Annotated in this window: 15 protein-coding genes and 3 pseudogenes; 11 read left to right on the top strand and 7 right to left on the bottom strand. The window is 59.4% G+C overall.

What is annotated here, in order from left to right; translation table 11 throughout:
• Positions 1–8 precede the first annotated feature (8 nt).
• From CO664_RS28845 to CO664_RS28830, 4 genes are read right to left on the bottom strand one after another with little or no spacing between them, the layout of a single operon-like run.
• Complete coding sequence (locus CO664_RS28845; RefSeq protein ID WP_040961869.1) at positions 9–308, bottom strand: conjugal transfer protein TrbD; 300 nt, start codon at positions 306–308, stop codon at positions 9–11.
• Positions 301–681, bottom strand: a complete 381-nt coding sequence (locus CO664_RS28840) for a TrbC/VirB2 family protein (protein WP_097540669.1) — start codon at positions 679–681, stop codon at positions 301–303. Before CO664_RS28840 ends, CO664_RS28845 begins: the two co-directional genes overlap by 8 nt.
• Complete coding sequence (gene trbB / locus CO664_RS28835) at positions 671–1,648, bottom strand: P-type conjugative transfer ATPase TrbB (protein WP_097540668.1); 978 nt, start codon at positions 1,646–1,648, stop codon at positions 671–673. The genes CO664_RS28840 and trbB overlap by 11 nt, the downstream gene beginning before the upstream one ends.
• Positions 1,649–1,659: 11 nt before the next feature.
• Positions 1,660–2,280 carry an acyl-homoserine-lactone synthase gene (locus tag CO664_RS28830; protein ID WP_097540667.1) on the bottom strand — a complete coding sequence of 207 codons (621 nt, stop codon included), beginning with the start codon at positions 2,278–2,280 and terminating at the stop codon, positions 1,660–1,662.
• A gap of 373 nt (positions 2,281–2,653) precedes the next feature.
• Here CO664_RS28830 and repA point away from each other — a divergent pair, with 373 nt between their 5' ends.
• The 6 genes and pseudogenes from repA (at position 2,654) to CO664_RS30485 (ending at position 9,070) form a co-directional block, all read left to right on the top strand.
• Positions 2,654–3,871 carry a plasmid partitioning protein RepA gene (repA, locus tag CO664_RS28825; RefSeq protein WP_097540681.1) on the top strand — a complete coding sequence of 406 codons (1,218 nt, stop codon included), beginning with the start codon at positions 2,654–2,656 and terminating at the stop codon, positions 3,869–3,871.
• Positions 3,868–4,905, top strand: coding sequence for a plasmid partitioning protein RepB (repB, locus tag CO664_RS28820; protein ID WP_176536708.1), 1,038 nt, complete (start codon positions 3,868–3,870; stop codon positions 4,903–4,905). Before repA ends, repB begins: the two co-directional genes overlap by 4 nt.
• A 234-nt stretch (positions 4,906–5,139) precedes the next feature.
• On the top strand, positions 5,140–6,390 hold the full coding sequence (gene repC, locus CO664_RS28815) for a plasmid replication protein RepC (protein ID WP_097540666.1): 1,251 nt from the start codon (positions 5,140–5,142) through the stop codon (positions 6,388–6,390).
• 249 nt (positions 6,391–6,639) lie between these two features.
• A pseudogene (locus CO664_RS31495) lies at positions 6,640–6,945 on the top strand (transposase); the annotation flags it as partial.
• Between the two features lie 1,564 nt (positions 6,946–8,509).
• A pseudogene (locus CO664_RS31490) lies at positions 8,510–8,712 on the top strand (type II toxin-antitoxin system Phd/YefM family antitoxin); the annotation flags it as partial.
• 4 nt (positions 8,713–8,716) lie between these two features.
• Positions 8,717–9,070, top strand: coding sequence for a hypothetical protein (locus tag CO664_RS30485; protein WP_176536706.1), 354 nt, complete (start codon positions 8,717–8,719; stop codon positions 9,068–9,070).
• Positions 9,071–9,278: 208 nt separating this feature from the next.
• Here CO664_RS30485 and CO664_RS28790 read toward each other — a convergent pair whose 3' ends face one another.
• Both CO664_RS28790 and CO664_RS30910 read right to left on the bottom strand, forming a co-directional pair.
• Complete coding sequence (locus CO664_RS28790) at positions 9,279–10,190, bottom strand: recombinase family protein (protein WP_097540665.1); 912 nt, start codon at positions 10,188–10,190, stop codon at positions 9,279–9,281.
• Positions 10,191–10,475: 285 nt separating this feature from the next.
• Positions 10,476–11,618 (bottom strand): site-specific integrase, encoded by a 1,143-nt coding sequence (locus tag CO664_RS30910; RefSeq protein ID WP_176536707.1) that lies wholly within the window; start codon positions 11,616–11,618, stop codon positions 10,476–10,478.
• Between the two features lie 125 nt (positions 11,619–11,743).
• Between CO664_RS30910 and CO664_RS28780 the strand changes: the two genes are divergently transcribed.
• The gene (locus CO664_RS28780) at positions 11,744–12,697 is read left to right on the top strand and encodes a DUF1403 family protein (protein WP_097540664.1); all 954 of its coding nucleotides are present in this window, start codon (positions 11,744–11,746) and stop codon (positions 12,695–12,697) included.
• Positions 12,698–12,762: 65 nt separating this feature from the next.
• On the top strand, positions 12,763–13,392 hold the full coding sequence (locus tag CO664_RS28775; RefSeq protein ID WP_234820194.1) for an SMC-Scp complex subunit ScpB: 630 nt from the start codon (positions 12,763–12,765) through the stop codon (positions 13,390–13,392).
• 321 nt (positions 13,393–13,713) lie between these two features.
• Here CO664_RS28775 and CO664_RS31485 read toward each other — a convergent pair whose 3' ends face one another.
• On the bottom strand, positions 13,714–14,607 hold the full coding sequence (locus tag CO664_RS31485) for a hypothetical protein (RefSeq protein ID WP_234820192.1): 894 nt from the start codon (positions 14,605–14,607) through the stop codon (positions 13,714–13,716).
• 466 nt (positions 14,608–15,073) lie between these two features.
• On the opposite strand from CO664_RS31485, the pseudogene CO664_RS28765 reads away from it, so the two are divergent.
• The 3 genes and pseudogenes from CO664_RS28765 to CO664_RS28755 all read left to right on the top strand — a co-directional run.
• Positions 15,074–15,409, top strand: a pseudogene (locus CO664_RS28765) (hypothetical protein); the annotation flags it as partial.
• Between the two features lie 464 nt (positions 15,410–15,873).
• Complete coding sequence (locus CO664_RS28760; protein ID WP_141471822.1) at positions 15,874–18,441, top strand: ATP-binding protein; 2,568 nt, start codon at positions 15,874–15,876, stop codon at positions 18,439–18,441.
• Positions 18,438–18,857 (top strand): response regulator, encoded by a 420-nt coding sequence (locus tag CO664_RS28755; RefSeq protein WP_097540661.1) that lies wholly within the window; start codon positions 18,438–18,440, stop codon positions 18,855–18,857. The genes CO664_RS28760 and CO664_RS28755 overlap by 4 nt, the downstream gene beginning before the upstream one ends.
• Positions 18,858–18,900 lie beyond the last annotated feature (43 nt).

The raw sequence follows: 18,900 nt of genomic DNA, 5'->3' as shown, positions 1-18,900 counted from the left end.
CCGCCTCCTCAATGCCGCCGCCACGGCGAACTGGTCGCCTTGTAGTAGGAGCAATAGCCAATGTGCCTGATGTAGATTTGCCGCATCAGTGGATCGAATTTCGCCATCATCCTGAGCAGCCCGACGATTACGACCCAGACGGCGATACCGAAGAGCACCGAATACACCGTCAGGACGACGAAGATCAGGATGACGGCAGCGAGCCCGGTGAGCAGCACCAGCTCCCGGTCGGCGCCAATCAGCAGGTTCGGGCGGGACAGTGCGCGATGAATGCGATTGCGCTGCAGGCCGGACAGGGAATCAGCCATGGGCCCCCTCCCCTTCTCCGCTAAAGCCGAACGACTGCCCCTGCTCATCCGTCAGTCCGATCGACGCGCCGGTCGCGCCGAACAGACCGACGATTTGGGTGGCGCCGAGCAGGATGCCGGCGACGAGGACGACATAGACGAGCCGCCGCGCAAAATCGTTGAGCTCGCCGCCGAAAATAAGCATGCCTCCGGCGATTGCCATCGCTGCAAGTGCAATGGCGCCCGCAACAGGGCCGGTGATCGACTCCTGAATTTGCTCCAGCGGCGCTTCCCACGGCAGCCCCCCGCCGCCAGAGCTGGCGAGCGCGGAAGCAAACGACGCGAGAACGATGGATGCGGAAAGGAGCGCGACAATGGCGACTTTACGCGACATGACGCACCTCCTGCTCCTCGGTCGGCTGGTCTGATTCGATCGCGTACTCGCCGCCCGCGAACCGCTCGACCTGAATGACGTCGCGTATGCGCCGTCCGCGCGAGCTTCGTTCGATGGAGACGATAAGGTCGACCGCCTCGCCGATGACCGCTTGCATCGGCTGCTGGCTTGCCTCAGCGGTCAGCTGTTCGAGCCTGCGTAGCGCCGACACGGCGGTATTCGAGTGGATTGTCGCCACCCCCCCGGGATGGCCGGTGTTCCACGCCTTGAGCAGTGTGAGGGCAGCACCGTCGCGGACCTCGCCGACGACGATCCTGTCCGGCCGAAGCCGCATCGTGCTCTTTAGGAGCCGCGCCATGTCGACAGTATCGCTCGTGTGCAGGAGCACGGCGTTCTCCGCCGCGCATTGGATTTCGGCCGTGTCCTCGAGGATGACGAGGCGGTCCTGGGGCGCTGACTTGACGATTTCGTCGATGATCGCGTTAGCCAGCGTTGTCTTGCCAGACCCCGTTCCTCCGGAAATGATGATATTGAGCCTGGCGGCAATGGCGCTGCGGATCGTCGACGCCTGATGGGCGGTCATCACGCCAGAACGCTCAAAGTCGTCGAACGGGATCAACCGTGAGGCCCGACGGCGAATGGTAAAAGCCGGCTTCGCCACCACCGGAGGCAGTAGTCCTTCAAAACGGTGGCCGCCGATGGGCAGTTCGCCGGAGATGATTGGTTGCTCATCATCCACCTCCGCCTGAAGGGCATGAGCGACGGTTCCGATCACCATCTCCGCGGCGGCGGCAGACATTTCGCCGGCCGGCGCAACACCGTGACCGAGCCGCTCGATGAACAGCCTACCATCGGGATTGAGCATGATCTCGACGACAGTCGTATCGTCCAGGGCGACGCACAGGTGATCGCCGAGCGCGTCCTGAAGTTTGCGCACGAGTCGCGGATGGGAACGAAGCTGGTTCAAGGCGATCTCCTTTACGCTACCTGGCTGACGGTGAGTTCGGATCGGTAGTTCGGTGGCCGCAGCTTCTGGAATGTGTCCGCATCCGCGGGCAATGTGCCCGCTACGGCCATCGTTACGCCGATCTTCTGGGGAGCACCCATTCGCTGCAGCGGCCAGCCGACGCGAGCGAGGATTCGCTCAAACCGAAGATCGGTCACGGTGACGATCTCGGTGTAGTTATTCCCCATGCACCATTCGATGATGCCCGCAAACATGGTCAGCGTGGCCTCATGCACGGAGCCGTCTCCCCTCCCCTCTTCGAGAGTCGTGTCGACGCAAAACCGGGAGCTCTCGATCATCGACGAATGGGCGGTCAGGCGTCCTTGCGGAAGTAATGAGGGAAACACATCTGCCAGCATGGTCGGGCCTGTGGCAGGAAGTAGCCGTGCACATCCCGCCAATCGGCCGGCCGTAGAGACGGCCAGGATATAGGTCGGTTGCAGATGGTCGAATGCGTCGGACTCACGGCCTGCCGCAACGTCGACGCTCCAGTTCAGACGGCCCGAAAAGACCTTGGCGCGCAGCTCGTGATGACTGAGGAGAAGCTCGGCTTCTCGGATATTCCTCGGTCTTGAGATCGCCAGAACCTGCATGAATCTCTCCGTCGTTGTTGGACGACGGGGAAATCAGCACGAATCTCAATCAGGCGGCAGTTGTAGAATCCTACAAGGTTTTTTCAGACCGATTCGCTTGGCAACGCGGTTTTGCTCCGCGTCGGGGGGACTTCGCGAATTTTTCGAGGAGGCAAGCATATGTAGGATTTACACTAAAACAGAAGCGGAACGTAGAAGGCCTGTGTTTCAGCTAAACATTGGATTTTTCAGGAGAATCTTCCTGTGCCTCGGGCAGCCGGCATGGTGTCTGTTAACCGTTCGTTAACCAAGCAGCGTTTGACGCCATTCGGGAATCGGTTAACTGTAACGCGACGGAAATTGGGCGACGATCATGAAAAAAGCGTCGCGAGTGATGACAACCATGAATATGCGGCCAGAAAACATGATCGAATCGTCCGCCGAGAAGATTAGCAGGCAGTCTCAATTGCTGTCCGCACAGCTGCAATCGCTGCGGGAGCGGATATACGAGCCGAATGCGGTCAAAACGTTGAAAACCTACACCTCACGGGAGGTGGCGGGACTGCTCGGAATAGCCGAATCGACTCTGCGGCAAATGTCGTTGGATGGCGAGGGCGTCATCCCTGACCGCCACGACAACGGCCGTCGCGCCTACACACTTGAGCAGATCAATGAGACACGTGAACACTTGGCGCGAAAGCGACCTCACGACGCGTTGGAATTTCTGCCCCGTCGAAGAGGCTCGGACAAGCTGCAGGTAATTGCAGTCGCGAACTTCAAGGGTGGCTCGGCCAAGACGACAACGACTGTTCATCTCGCTCACTATCTGGCCATAGCCGGGTTACGTGTTCTGGCCCTCGACCTCGACCCACAGGCCTCGCTGTCGGCCATGTTCGGCTATCAACCAGAATTCGATGTCGATGAGAATGAGACAGTCTATGCGGCAATCAGATACGATGACCGGCGGCGCCCGATACGAGATGTCATCCGGAAAACCTACTTTTCTGGTATCGATCTGATCCCCGCCAACCTGGAACTCATGGAGTATGAGCACGAGACCCCACAGGCAATTGCCGATGGTCACGGTCGTGGAGATGAGATTTTTTTTCGGCGTCTGTCTTCTGTCATTCGCGAAGTGGAAGCTGACTACGACGTGGTCTTGATCGACGCGCCACCGCAGCTCGGCTACCTGACGCTCGGGGCATTATGCGCCGCGACCGGGCTTCTGATTACCATTCATCCGGCTATGATAGACGTCGCGAGCATGAACCAGTTCTTGGCGATGATGAGCGACCTTATGTATGTCATCGAGGAACGCGGTGGCGTGCTGAAGCACGACTTCATTCGGTATGTCATAACGCGCCACAATCCAAACGACGGTCCGCAGGTCAATGTCGTAACTTTGCTTCGTTCTCTTTTCAAAGAGGATGTTCTTGCGCCAGCAGTTGTCGAGACTACCGCGATCGCGAGCGCCGGCCTTGAGAAGAAAAGCCTCTATGAGATGAGCCGAGGAAGCGTCGGCCGCGATACTCTCAATCGCGCGTTGGAGTCAGTCGATTCTGTCAACAAAGAGATTCTTCGGCACATCAAAGAGGTGTGGGGCAGGTCATGACCAATCCGCGCGACCGCAATCAGCGAATGAAAAGCCTGTTCGCCAACGTCAATCCTGACGATTTGGTCAGACCGTCGGCTACCATGTCCGCTGACGCGGAGAAGCGGCGTGTGGGCTCGGCCGCTGTCAAATCAATGGACAGGGCATTTGTCTCCATCGAGGAAGAAAACAAACGGCTCCATGAGCAGCTGCTGTCGGCCGAGTCGATAATCGAAATCGATCCTGACAAAGTAGTTCCCTCGTTCGTCAGCGATCGGCTCGATATTGAGGGAGACCGGACGTTTGAAGCGTTTGTCGAGGGAATAAGGGAGGCTGGACAAAAGCTTCCCATCCTCGTCCGCCCCCTCCCCGGCCGACCGGGCCACTATCAGGCGGCGTATGGCCATAGACGGCTTCGGGCGTGCCGGATCCTCAAGCGTCCGGTGAAAGCGATTGTACGAGATCTTTCCGATGAAGAGCTGATCATCTCTCAGGGTGTCGAGAACTCTGAGCGCCTGAACCTCTCCTTCATCGAGCAGGCTCTTTTCGCGCTCACTCTCAAGGAGAAGGGTTACAGCCGCGAGACGATCTCCGAAGCGCTCGGCCGAAAGGAACAGAAAAACGTCGCCTATATTTCCTTCCTGACAAACGCCGCGGCGGCGCTCCCCGAAGATCTCATCCGGCTGATAGGCTCGGCGCCTTCAATCGGCAGACCAAAGTGGGAAAAACTTGGCTCTCTCATTCAGAACCGGTCGCTCAATGCGACGCAGCGCCGTGTTGTCGAAGCCCTCACCTCGAACGAAGACTGGGCGTCGGCCGACAGCGATCAGCGCTTCTCGTTGGTTTTAGGGGCATTGGACAATCGAGGCAAGTCGGAGAGTGCCGTCACCGAGATAGCGATCGAAGATGGCAGTGTAGTCGTCGCCAAACGATCTGGGAATGCAATGACTATCTCGATCCCTGAGAAGCGTATCCCAGGTCTATCGGCATGGCTTCTGGAACGCCTTCCAGATCTCGTGCAGGAATATCGCGCCACACAGAAAGAGGGCTCTTAGATGAGGTGACAACCGAGACGAAAAAGGGCCTACCGACGCCAATCGGTAGACCCTTGATCCATTAGCCACCAGACCGAAACCGATCCGCGACATCACTTTAGCAATCTGATTCTAGGACGGCCCGGCCAAACAATCAAGTCTCTGTAACTTCAGAGGCCGATTTTTTGCGCCCTCCTGCTGGCTTCCCAACAAACCGAAGATGGGAGCTGTGGCATACGCCGCAGTGGGAATCCTATGTCCGAAATTACACCCGTCGCGTCTTTTAGACGTGTCACGCCAGCCATCGCCGCAAGCAGTCGCTTGGCAATGACGAATGATGTGCCGGATACCGCGAAAGGAGACGTTGCCGTGTTACTGAAGCAGGCAGCTCCAATCCTCGGGATAGACGGCACGACGTATCACGTTATGGACATTCTCTTGGGGCTATCGCGTCCAGAGGACTGGAAAGGGACCGGGCGGCCCATTGTCGCCGTCTCGAACGCGAAGCTGGCCGAGTACACGATGCGCTCGGAGCGCACGGTCATTCGGTGCATCCGCCGGCTCGTCGAGGCTGGCATCGCCGCTTACCGAGACAGTTCGACTGGCCGACGGTTTGTCTATCGTGACACACAGGGTGGCATCATCGCTGGATTTGGAATCGACTTCACTCCAGCCCGGGTGCGGTTTGCGGAGATTAAAGCGAAGGTAGCGGCATATCGCGCCCGGCTCGCGGCGGAGAGCCAAGCGCGACGAGACGTATCCCGCTTAGCCCGGGCAATAGAAGATCTTTGCAATGCCTTTCCGGAGGATGCCGAAGACTTGAGAAGCCGAGTTCAAGGAGCTGAATTGACGGCGAACGGAATCTTAGACAGAGCCAATTCGTATCGTTCTCTTTATGCAGACGCCCTGGAGAGGATCCAGGCGCGCGAGGGAGAGAGCAAAATGTCAGCCGAGGGTGACATCAATGTCAGGGCCAATACATATATAAACTCTGAATCTCCCTTTGGATGTAAGGATAACCGTCACCGCTCTAACGAGCGAACATATTTTCTAGAGGGCAACTCAGCCGCCCCTATGGCTGCTGAAGCAACCTCCGGGGCGAACGCTTTAGGGCTTCAAAACAGATCCCCTCGCCCCTCGAATGAGAATATCCAGACACAAGTGTTGGGTTCAGTCTCGATCGGACTTTTGCAGAGCGCCTGCCCTGAAGCCCAATCGATGATCGGTGCCCGCTTCGACACTTGGTCCGCGCTGGATCGGAGCGGTGAAATGTTGCGGCGAATGATCGGGCTTTCTGAAGGCGGATGGATGGACGGGCGGCGGCGCGTGGGGGCATATGCCGCTGCGGCTATACTGGCGACTGTTCTGGAAAAATCCTTGCGGGATCCGGAGCAGATTTCGAAGCCGGGAGGCTACTTCAGAGCAATGGTTGATCGTGCCGCCGAAGGAAAGCTCAATCTTGAACGCAGCCTCTTTGGATTGGTGGAGGGTAAATACGCGGTTTAGGCGCGAGCGGAAGCCTGCCTCACTTCGCGTGGCAAGAGTTACAGCTGTAACTTTGGCCCCTAGCATGCTGATGAAACAGGCAATCGTGTGAAGGAGTCGTCGATGCGCGACAACGGGAAGACCGGTCACCCTTGAGCTGTGTCGAACTGGAGCATCGGGTTCGATGCGGGCAATGCCGCAGGTCGTCAACGACGCACTCAGTTTGCAGGAACTGAAGTTTGCAGCATTTTTTAACCGAGCGGGTGGTCGTCTATAGCGCCTGAGAAGCTTATCCGCGCCACACTTTTGCAAGCCTTCTATTCGATCCGTTCTGAACGCCCTTTGATCGGCTGGAAAATGAACTTCTGTTTGGCTGGTTTGTCGACACCGGCGTTGACTATCTACCTTCGGATCGTTTTGTTTTTTCGAAGAACCGCAACCGGTGGCTGGAAGGCGACATCGCTGCAAGTTCCAAGGTGCGATCCTGGCGCAGCCCAAGGTAAAGCACTGCCGTCAACGGACCACTTCCCTGTCGACGGCACGCTGATCAAAGCCTGGGCATCGGTGAAGAGCTTCAATATGAAGGCGGGTCGGCCGAAATCCCATTGGAGAGCGGCGGTCGGAATGCGGAAGCAAACTCCATGCGAAAGGCGTTCCAACCACTGACCCCGGATGCGAGACTTCATCGGAAGGGCACGGCGCAAGGAAGCCATCCTGGTCTTCATGGGCCAAGGGTTGCTGGTCGATGCGTGCCCGGCGGAGCCTAGCGGATGCCGAACGGTTGCGGCGCTGCAGATGATCGAATCCTTTACTGACCGGTCACAAGCGGAGGGTGGGTGACGAGAAGGCCTCTGACAAAGGACTTCGTTAAAGATTTGCGGTCGGTGCCGCGCCAGGTCACGCAGAACGTCCTTGGTCGCCGCCCGGCCATTGACAGGCGCACGACGCACCATGCTGGCTACGGATTCATCTTGCGCGTCCGTAAGCGCATCGGCAAGGCGTTCGATGGGATCATTACAGTCGGGGGTAGGACAAGTCGACGTTCTGCGTCCTTAGCTATGCCGCATGGGCCTTCATCCTTGGCGACTCCCGCTTATGTTGTGGTTACCGGAACTGATGGCGATGCCGTCACGAGCGCGGCTTCAAACCCGCCTGATTGGGCTGGCGGATCGTCAGGCCGACCTCTGGGATCGGGGTTATCTCAAACTGATTGAGCCTTGGACAATCACGATCAGGCCCAAGGTCATGGCGAAATTGCTTCGGCTGCAAACGACCCTCGACCTCGGATCCAACAAGTTCGTTGTCTCTTTCACGTGGTCGGGTTGGGCGAAATGGACGAGGTTTCGCGCGAGGGCATGCCGAATTGCTCAACGATATCTCGATCGAGATCACTTTCGCGTATGGCTATGGTGACGAGGCGGCGCTAAGGAAGTCGCAGGAGTTACAGCTGTAACTCGAAAGCCTAGTCTCCTATGGCTAAAACAGGTCAAGTACCCTGCCCCTAGCCTTGAAAACGTCGCCCGCATACCCAGCCGTTATGGGCTTGCGCGCGCGTCTCCGCTCAGCGGAGCCAGGAACAGCGAAGGCAGAGTGTCGAGGACACTTCGTCCGAACCTGGGTGAGGCTCGCGGTAAGGAACGAAGAGACACTTCAGCAGCGGCTATATGACTTTCGTGCAGACCCGGACAGGGGAGACGATCTTCGAGTCCAGTTCGCCAGTAAAGGTCTGGCGCCAATCGCGCCACTTCGTCAGCGTCGACCAGTTGCCACCGGCGCGGATCCCGGATGGCCGACGAAGTGAGCAACAGCGCCTTCGGCGCAGGCCAGGGGGAGGGCACCGCCAGTCGCAGCACCAGGCCTCGAGATAGCTGAGGTCCGAGGCGAGCGCCCGCAGCGTGTTTTCCCCGATGCCGCCCCCTAGGTGTTGAGCGTCGCGACGTCACTGCCGGCTAGCAGTGCGGCCAGTTAGGTCGCGCTTTTCGAACGGCAGGATGGCGTCGAGCCGCCGAGCTCTTCGGCGCGGCGATGCACCGCTTGGCTGTTCGGATCCACCGCTCTAAGGTTATTGATTATTTCGTCCAGTTTCCTTTGTTCTTGGGGAAATTACGGAAAATTCGCATAACGGACAAAAGGAGTGTTGATAACGTCGACCGTGAGCACGGCTGCGGTTTCCAAGAATTTCCGGGTCTATCCGGACGCCGCCGTGCGCGACCCGGGATTATCACCAAGAACGGTTAGCCACGGACCGTGCTGCTTGCCTACGAGGACTGTCTGCGGCTGTCGCGGCGCGACCGTCGCGTCGAAGCGACCACGAAGCTGAGCCAAGCCGAACTTGCCGTCCTGCCTTGTGCTGGCGCTGGTCACGACCCTCGAGGACGGCACGCCGATCGTGCGCGTGCTGCCGATCACGCCTTCGCGGCCCGGCCGAATGCACGAGGCGATCGAGATTCCGCCGGCGACCAAGTGCCGCCGCGGCCTCGATTACGAGCCGCTCCTGGATTATGCTTCCGAAACCAATCGCTTTCCCCTGTCCCGGACCGGATATCCGGTCCAGCGACAGCGACTATTTCGGGCGGTTGCCGCCGACGGTGTTTGCCGAGGTGAAGCACCGCAGTTTCCTCCTCTCGCCAGCCTGTGCCTTCCTGACGCATCGGCACGTCTACGGCTGCCGCGCAACTCCGGATTTGATCAGGGGAAATAGCGGTTTGCTCGTTACCCTACTTTCATCAACGCGAGATTGCCGCGTTCAGAAAGCGCTTCATTTCCGCGAGTCTAGGTGCCTCCCGTCGAATTCCGGAAGAGGCGAACTGCCCGTTTCCAAGCGCAGGCTTCTGCCGGAAGCGGAGGACCACCGTTTAGCCGGGCGAGGCATACTCGACGACAGGAAGCTTGGTCGCCTCATGAGGCGCTCACGAGCGAACCAGCCCGAACCGGCGCGCCTCGTCCAATAGCGCCCTGACGGAAGACGGCTGCCATTTCCTACCGCCGCGTGGCGGCCGCTCCTGCATCTGGTCCAATTGGGCGGCAATGTCGCGCAGCGACAGATCGGGATCGGCGATCGCGATGCCAGCAACCAGCCGCATCAGATGATGCTCGGGTGGCCGACGCGGGGATCGGCTGAGCAGTTCCGGGTCCGCGAGCTTTTCGCGCACCATCCGATGAACCGCGCGACGCAAGCGCTCGACCGTCCAGTCGTGACCTCGACGATTGAGAATACGCACGACATCGTCCCAGCTGTGCCGCGGCCGCAGCTCCCGTACGACCGGCAACCATGTCTGCGCCGACGCAATCAGTTCATCGAGGTAGGCGCGCTCGCGCGCTGCGGAAACCGCACGGATTGCCTCCGGTCGCCGTTCCCGAAGCCCCGGATTTCCGGCAAGCCTGCCGCGCGCCTTGGCGGCCTGCATGCCGGACTTCGTTCTCTCCGCAATCACCGCACGTTCAAGCTGGGCGACAGCGCCGAGCACCTGCAGAGAAAACATGCCTTGCGGTGTCGAGGTATCAATCGGATCGCGCAGCGAGCGGAAATGCACGCCGCGTGTCACGAGGTACTCGATGACATCGAGCAAGTGGCTGGCCGAATGCGCCAGGCGGTCCAGACGAACGACGACGAGCACGTCGCCGGCGGCAAGATCCTTCAGCAGCTTCGCAAGAACCGGCCTTGCCCGCGAAGCGCCCGACCCGTGCTCCTGGTATATCCGAGCGCAGCCGGCGGCGCGCAGCTCGTCGACCTGGGTGTCCTGATCGGCCGTCGAAACGCGGGCGTAACCGATGAGCCTTTTCGGCGGGGGAGGGGCATTGAGATGCGAAGCTTTCGTCATCGGATTTTAATCGGCTACATACAAGAATGCATCAGAAAACGCTCCTTTATTAGCGTGTTTTAGGAGGAAAATGGAAGGCCGTACAGCGCTAAATCCGGTCCCAACCGGGCATCCAGGTACCGGAGGTGGAGGAATCGCGCCAGTGGCCGTTTATGGCGGAAATGCAGCGAAGCCAGCTCCTTTGACGCTGTAGCTCCTGCTTCCCGTTTTCCCTTGGGCGCTGAGCGAAAAATCCAATGCCGAATTTTCGCCGAACGGCTTCAGGTCGAGCCGGGGAACGGGCCTTTAAAGCCCGGATGCCTTGGTGAGATTGACGCGGAAGCGATCGCGGACGCGCTGATATTTGCGGGTCATCTCTGCACTGGCATGGCCTAGCTGCTTCTGCACGTAGCGTTCGTCAACCTCGGCCGAGGAGGCAAGGCCGGCCCGCAGCGAGTGGCCCGAGAATTTTTCGGCCCGCTCACCCTCGCTCAAGTCGCCGCGAATACCGGCGGCGATGGCCGCCTTCTTGACGAGACGCGCCACCTCCCTGTCGTTCAATCGGTCCGGTCCGACATCCTTGCCTTGGCCGCGGACACGGCGGAAGAGGGGACCCTTTGCAATCCGGGCGAACTTGATCCACGTCTCGACGGCCACGACCGGGCAGGTCGCATCCGACGAGCCGCGGCCGATCTCGACTTCGCGCCAGCCGGTCTTGCCGCGCAGGGTGACGAGCAGGCCCTTGTCGAACGCCTCGACCCAACCGCGGCCGTCTTCGGTCTGGTCGCGGCCGCAATCGAGCCCGACGATCTCAGAGCGGCGCAGGCCGCCGGCAAAACCGATCAGCAGCATGGCTCGGTCGCGGATGCCCCGTAATGACCCGCGATCGAGTGTTTCGAGCATGGCGATCAGATGCTCGGGAAGCACGGCTTCCTTCTGGCGGGGAGGGGCGGCGTGGGTATTTCGGATGCCAGCCATAACGGTGGCGATGTGGCGGTCCTTGCGGTCGAGCGAGAGCCCGCGCTGGGCATAGTTCCATGTGATTGCGGAGAGGCGCCGTTCGATCGTCATTACCGAATGGGGCTTGCGGTGGGCGGTCGCGGCCCCTGACGCGCAAGCGGTAATGTAGAGGCCGACGGTGTGCGGGTTGGGCGGCAGGTGCGCGAGGCCCTGGCGCCGGCACCAGCCGCTGAAATGCTTCCAGTCGGAGGCATAGGCCTTGCGGGTGTTGGCCGAGCTCGCCGCCTCGACATACCCGCGGGCGCGATCGGCAAGGCGCTCGAGATGCGCCGGAAGCGCGGCGGTCACCTCCGCAGGGCAGGGGAGTGAAGAGCTGGTCTCAACCGACCGCTGCGGCGCGGAAATATCGTTGTCGCCGGCCGTGCAGTCAGACGGAGCAGAACTGTTCTCGACGTGTTTTTCGCCGTTTTGCTCGATGATTTGGCCCATTTCTCATATAAAGAGCAAAATGTCCGATAATGCAACATTATCGGACATAAAGAGTCGCTGACGGGCCGTGCGGCTATCGGCGAATATGATGGCATAAACTGCACACTGGCGGTAAGATTGCTTGCATGGATTCGCTCGCGCTACAGCCGATATCGTCGTCAGTTCCACCCGCTCAGCTACCGTTCTGGGCAATGCCACGCGGCCGAGAGCCGAACGAGCTCGACGCCGCCTTCACCGCTGGCATCGGGCTGAAATCGCTGGACGATCTCGTCCGAAGCGAACCCGTCTGGGCCGGGTGCTGGCGCGCCAGGCAGGCGCTGAAATGCGCTGCGGCCGCTGTTCGGCTGATGGGTCGAAACGAGGACGAGGCGGCGCTTCGCGACGCCGTGCTTCTCACCGCGCCGGGAGGCGATCCCGGCCCCGCCGGAAGGGTGCTTTTGGCCTTCGAAAGGTTGTCCACACGCAAATCCGCCTTTTCCTCGAAGGCCGTGGCCGAACTGGCTGACCTGCTCGCCCTGTCCTGGGACGACCGGCTGGCGGCGGCCCTCGATCGTGTCGACAATGCCCTGCAGTCCGGCCGCGCCGTGCCGTTTGCCGCGGCGGACCTGGTGAGCGCCATCCACGCCGCCCGTCCGGATTCCGAGCCGCTCGCCTGGGCACTCGCCGATGCGCTGGTCGCCTCTATGCTTAAGTGGCCGTTGCCTGTCCCGCTGCTGATGGGTGAACGCTATGGGTCGGCCTTCCGAACGCTCGGGGGCAGGGGGCGTGTGCGCCCGGGCGAGACGGCCTTCCCGCGCGCCGTGTGCCTGGCCCTGGTTGAAGCGACGCGTTCTGCGCTGCGCTCGGCCGGAGAGATTGCCCGACGCGCGGAAAAACTTCTTGCCACCGCACCGAAGGTCCGCACCAAGGGCGCCGAGACCGTCATCCGCAAACTGCTCGAGGAGGATGCCGTGCCGGGCGCCGCGCCCGGCGCCAATCTCTCCCGTTGGGCCAGCACACGGCTGTTCGAGCGGCTGGAAGGTTTCGGCGCGGTTCACGAACTGTCCGGGCGCTCCGCCTTCCGGATTTATGGACTGTGAGCATGGCCGGAACCAGACCCGCAAACACATCCCGCAGCGAAAGGACGAAGGCCGCGGATGCACATTTGATTGATCGGGAGCTGGAGGACGTTCCGGCGGAGCTTCGCTGGCGCGAATGGATGTTGCGGGTCGAGGCGGTGATCTTCGCTTCGGCCGAGCCGGTGACCCGCGAGACCTTGGCGCGTGTGGTCGGCCGGTCCTGCAGCATCGATTTGCTGATCGACGACCTGCGCGAGGAACTACGCACACGACCCTATGATATCGTCGCGGTCGCCGGCGGTTGGCAGCATCGCACCCGCGCGGCTTATGGACCGGTGATCCGAGCTTCCGCCGCCCCGACCCGTTCAGGAGCGGCAAGCCTTTCCGAACACGAGGCGGCCGTGCTGATGGCAATTGCCTATCTGCAGCCGGTGACACGCGGGGAGTTGTCGAAAGTCTTCGGCAAGGACGTAAGCCGCGACACGATCGGGTCGCTTCGCGACGCCGGATTCCTCAGCTCCGGGCCACGTAGTCCCACACCTGGGGCGCCCTACACGTATGTGACGACCAAGCAATTTTTGTCGGTGTTCGGCCTCGAGACGCTGCGCGACCTGCCGGATCTCGAGCGGTTGGAAGATGGGGGACTGCTCAGCCGGCAGGCACTTGTGCAGGACACCACCGCTGAGCCAGAGAGCCAAGCGTTGGAGGGTGAGTGAGTTTCCAGCTCTGGCAGCTTTCTCGATCGTCTTGCGTTGGTCGACCGATGTCGAGGACGATCACGGCTGTCATAGACTCTGAGTAGGTCATGGAAGCATCTCAAAGTACGTTATATTGACCTCGTTTAAGTCGGCCGTTGAAGTAATAGAATTATGTGTAATACGCTTCATGGTGCAGTGATATACACAAGGCATTACGATGACTATGATGCGAGCGTCTCGTGCAGTGGAGACGAGCCGATGACAACGGCGTCAGAGACGGTGGATGGCAAGACGAACGCGGTGGGATTGACGGGTTCGATAAAGGCATGCTGATTGCGATCAGTGACGAGAGTCCTGGGTACGAAGGAGACGACATCGGGACGGCTGTTGCTGTCTGCCTGCAGGGGGAGGGGAGAGGCGCCTAGGCTTTTGCCGCGACCAGGGTGGCCAACGGCGGAATGGCCTGGCCCTCGAGGCCGAGGCGGTCGCCGAGATAGTGCCGGAGCCCCAGATGCCTGCTTCTGCGAGCACACCGACCGCCTGCCTGTCGAAAATGTCGATGCCCTTTCCGGCCAGATATTCCAGGAAAGGGACCTGGTCGCAGAAGCGTCGTGGTTCGTGGCCGCGGATTTTGGCCACCAGCACCGGATCGGCGCGGCGGCCGTCCAGATAGTCGAACGCGGCTTCGTTGAGGACATAATCCTGATGGTTGCCTCTGAGCAGCGACAGGAAGTTCAGCCGGGATTTGGAAGCGATTGTGCGGAAAGCGGTAAAATGCTCAGCCCCGATCTGGGTGGTGTGGAAGTTATCGCGCGCATGGCGGGCGCCGGTGTCGTCGACGGTGATGTAGGGGGCCGAGACGAGGCCGGCATGCAGCACCGCCGCATCCTCGGCAGCAAAGCCGTCGAGTCCCTGAGTCGAAAGCCGCACGACCTGGCGCTTGGAGACGCTGACGCCGATATCGTTCAGCAACGTTGTCAGCCGCGCCATCGTCACCTGTCCTTGCGCGTGCAGCATCAGGCAAAGCCGCCTGAGGTTTGGGCCGTAGCCGCCAACGACCCCTCGCGGCAACGGCGCGAGCACCGTCTTGCCGTCCGGCGTGACCCAGCATTCGCGTCGGTAATGAAGAACGAGTTGCGCCGAGACGATCAGGTCCCGGACATGGCAGCTCTTGTATCCCTTGAAACGCGAGCCGGGCGGAACACGGGCGTGCAGGATTTCCTCGCGGCTCACCCGCTTCAGATCGAGCTTTGGGCCGCGCGGCTTCTTCCTGGCCGCCGACGGCTCGTCCCGTTGTCATCGGTCGCCTTCTCCATGCCCGAAGGGCGAAACGGCGGTCGGGGCGGCAGGTTTTCAGCCGCGCAATCTCGTCGCGCAAAAGCTGGTTCTCGACCTTGAGGTGGGTGTTTTCCAGCCGAAGCGCCGCATTGTCTTCACGAAGGGTCGCGTTCTCGGCACGAAGGGTCGTGACGTCTGCTGAAATTTCCCTGACCTCATCGACCAGACCCGTCACGAGCTCGCGCAACGCCTTCAGCGAAAGCGTGTCGGCATGTTCGGGCGAGGCAAGTCGCTTCTTCGGCATGATCGAAAGGAATCATGATTTGCCCCAGGCGCGGAATCCCCACCGCAACACTGATCCCTTAGATCTCCCGCTTATGCACAGGTCTCCCATCACGTCGGTGAAAAGTCGCCACCCAATTTGCCCCGGCTACAAGGAGATAAAGGAGATGCAGCGGCGCATGATCTCGAGGCCTCGGCTTCGAACGGGCCCTGCCTCGATGAGGGCATCGCCCGCTCGCCGGTCGGGCAGGGGCTCTCTGGATAGGATGCATTTTGCCGACGCCTGCGCCTCGCTTTGGATCGAAGGGTGAACTGGTCCACCCTCGAAGACCTCGTCCTGCACGACGCCGGCCATGACGTACGTACTCCGACGCACGAGCTGACGATCGGCCGCGACGTGCTGCGCAGCCGACGCCGGATTGCTGCGCAGCCGGCCGGCTGGGCGCTCTCTCCGGACGGCTTGCGCGCCCTGCGCGGGATCGGCGTCACGAGCGACAACGCAGGCGACATCCCTCCGGCCGCCACAGATGTCGGAACTGATCGAACTCGATGGCGCGGCCGCTCGTCTCGGCCGGCATGGTGGCTAACTTCATTCGAAGGTGGGTTTGAATGCTGATATTCTTGGTAGCATTTCGATCGCAGATTCAACTTGACGAATCTTTAAGTTCAGCGGAAACAAATCGGCGGCCTTGGGACGGGGAGTGCTAGACATTTATGGTGCAGGATTCAGCTGCGGTTGTGATTAGTTCAATTGAAGCTCCGACGTGGCTGCAAAATTATAGAACTCGCTTGGACGCTGGTTTCAAAGCTCGGCTTCAGAGGGCTGAACCACTTCTCCGTAGGCTGAAGCGGGCTACGGAGTTCGAGCATCCGGTTGAGATAATTGCTCACTCTTCAGCTGACGTTAGGGCCTTCTTGTACAGGCGGGATCGCCGCTATGTGCCTGTATCGGCGACCGTCAACGCTAACAGCTACCGTTTTCAGGAAACGATCTTGAGAAGTGTATCCGATCCGGATGACATCGGGTTGGTCTCGGCGTTGGCTATAGGCCTTTGGTCGTTCGCGGAGAAAACCATTCCCTCCAGCGGGTTGGAAGATTTGCCGGACGATGAGTTTTCGATCGTAGTCGAGACCTTGGCTCGGTTTTCGGAAAGTCATCTCCCGCCTGATGTTCGAACAGAAGCTATCATGCGCTCCAAGGAGTTCATCTCGACGTTTCTCGCGTCTGCGGGTTTCGGCAGGCACCAGCTTCCGAAAAATACCCAAATCCGCAATATCGCGGAGCGAGGGGGAAATCTCTTCGCTCGCTTCAAACGACAGACTTTGGAGATACTAGGTCCGGATTTGGCTTCCGCCTTCCTTTTCATTCTGGATCCGTCGCTCACGCCGACTAAAGAACAGTTATCTGCAATGCGGGAGTTGGCTACCGACTGGGAGCTGGACGATGCGTTCGATACGATATTCTTGGCACGAATACTCAGGCCTCAGCCCGGTGAAGAGGAATTTCTCGAAGAAAACCTACCACGCATGCTTGATCGGCCGAGTAGGGCAGAGCTTTCGAATGGCATTGCTGCCATGCGCGGCAAAGCGAGCGCGCCACGTATACGTCCTCGACGACCACTGCCAAGGCTCCATCGCCAAGTGCGGCTATTCGCTCGCTTGCACTTCGCACTCGACAACAATCGTGTCAACGATCTTCTCAATACAATAGTCGACATCTATTGTTTCGACCGCGGCCTTGTTAAATTCTTGGATTGGTCGCGGATTATATTTGCCGTTCGCCGCCATCGCGACATTACAGCCGAGTCTGCCTTCGTGACGATGCTCTTGAATGATCCGGATGTCAAAGCACTGCATCCGCGAGCATCGCTCGGAATGGGAAAAGGCGCTTTGATCGGCGACCTCACGATCTTGCTTGGCACAGTTCCGGCTCAGCGGCATGACTTGGGCCGATTGCTAAATAGCATCAAGACGCTCCCGCCCGTGGCGGCCCGTGCGATGGCGGAAGCTGTATTAGCACGCCCAATCGTTGAGCGGCTGGCTGCAGCGTTGACGACCAAAGGCAACTGGCTGAGCGGCATCAACGAGAATGCATACACTAGCATGCTGCGAATGATGACGTTGAAGACCGCCGAATCCCGCAAGCTTCTCTCACCCGAACATGTGGCCAAGGAGGTTGAAGCGGAAGTTGGGCAATTGCGGTTCGACTATTTCCAGAACCGCATGCGCGGGGGCCGGGTACGCATCCCGTGGCCCACCGTAAAAAAAGCGACCGGACAGCTCCTGGAGCAGACCGCCACTCATGGTTTCGTCGACGCAATCTCAGGGCAGATCTCCCAGCAGGAGGCAGTGCCACGCCTTGCGCAATTCTTGGCTCGAAAGATAACCGACTATATCCTATATGACGGCCCTTCGAGCGTTGATCATGCGCTCAGCGACAATCTTCGTCATGGAATTGTTGTGCCGCGGTTCCTGCGCGCTTTCGACGACGCCCTACAGACACTCACCCGCCGCCGCGGTCTTTCTGTTTGGGAAGAGCAGCAGCTAACTCAGATTTTCGCACAGGATGCGGATCGAATTCTCAAGTATCGTGAAGTGGTGGCTGACATCATCAAGGCATTCGTCGATGATGATCTTGCGGTGAAGCACGGCGGCGACCTTGACCGGGCTTTGTTCGAAGAAATAACGGGCACTTTGTCCGATTATCTGCAGTCAGCTCCCCGCAAAGGCAGGAGGAGGCCCGAAACGCTGATTTCCAGCCTTGCTGAAAGAAGAACAAGGTTGGCATTGAGGGATGCCAGCAAAAAACTCTCCGAGGACATACGGAAGGTCATCTTCACCGAGATGAAGATGCTACGGAAGAACTGTCGGAAAGCAAACGCGGCGTCGACAAACAACTTCTTAGATAGCCTCGATTCCAACCTGCACGAAGCGATCGAGGAGGTCAGGCAGTGGATCGGGATGGTGGACCACTCCCAAGAGAATCCTGCCTTTCACATCAAGGAGGTTGTGAATCTCGAGCTTCTGTCAACGCACCTCAGCGCGTTCGGAAAGCTCAAGGTCAAACTAGACGCCACCGCGGTTTCGCCCGATGGAAGCGTCTCTGAAAAATTCACGATTGATGGAAAGTACCTAGAGCTGTTTGAAAGCGTGGTTCATAACCTTCTGTCCAACGCCTTTAACCACAGCGGCGACGAATTGCGCACCGCGATCGATATCCAATTTCGCGTCGAGCCGCACCAGGTTTTTGTTCGGGTTGAAAACGGCGTGTCACCCAAGAAGATCGATGAGGTGATCGCTAATTACCGTCGTACTGCAGCGCTCGCGCATAAACGTGTAGGCCCAGAGGTCCGGCAAGATAAGCAATCCGGCTTTCAGAAAATGAGGTCAGCTTTCGCGAAGGCGTTCAAATCCGAATTGAAGATCAACATCCCGCCGCCGTCTGAGAAGAACAGGTTGTTTGTTGTGGAACTAACCATGCCCACGACGACGAGTATCTTGAAATGAAGGTCAACGTGCTGATCGTTGAGGACAACCAAACCAAGAGGACGGAAATCGAGAAGACCGTCGTCACTCTTCTCAACGCGGAGGTCCTGGGCGTTTCCACGGTCCGCCAAGCCTACAAGTCGATCGAGTTGAAGCCTTGGGATTTGATCATCTTGGACATGACATTTCAGGTGACACCGGAGGCGGGAAACGACAGTGCAAAAGAAGCGTTAGCGGGTATCGAAATCCTCCAATTTATGGGCCGGCGGCGCATCGATACACCTGTCATCGTTGCAACCCAGCATACTTCGTTTTCGAATATCGAAGTCCCGGACATAAACTCGATCGCCGAACTGGATCAGCTTCTCCGCGATTTGTTTCCCGAAAACTACAGGACAACCGTCGTGACCTTGCCCCCAAGTTTTATCCAGTTTTGAGTTCGCTCCTGCGGTTTTGGGTTGCTGTATTTGGGGCGGTAGC

This window comes from Sinorhizobium sp. NG07B, from assembly GCF_002532005.1.
In the GTDB taxonomy this organism is placed as follows: Bacteria; Pseudomonadota; Alphaproteobacteria; order Rhizobiales; family Rhizobiaceae; genus Sinorhizobium; species Sinorhizobium fredii_C.
Note: the sequence above shows the minus strand (reverse complement) of the source record. Positions and strands in the feature narration are given on the sequence as shown.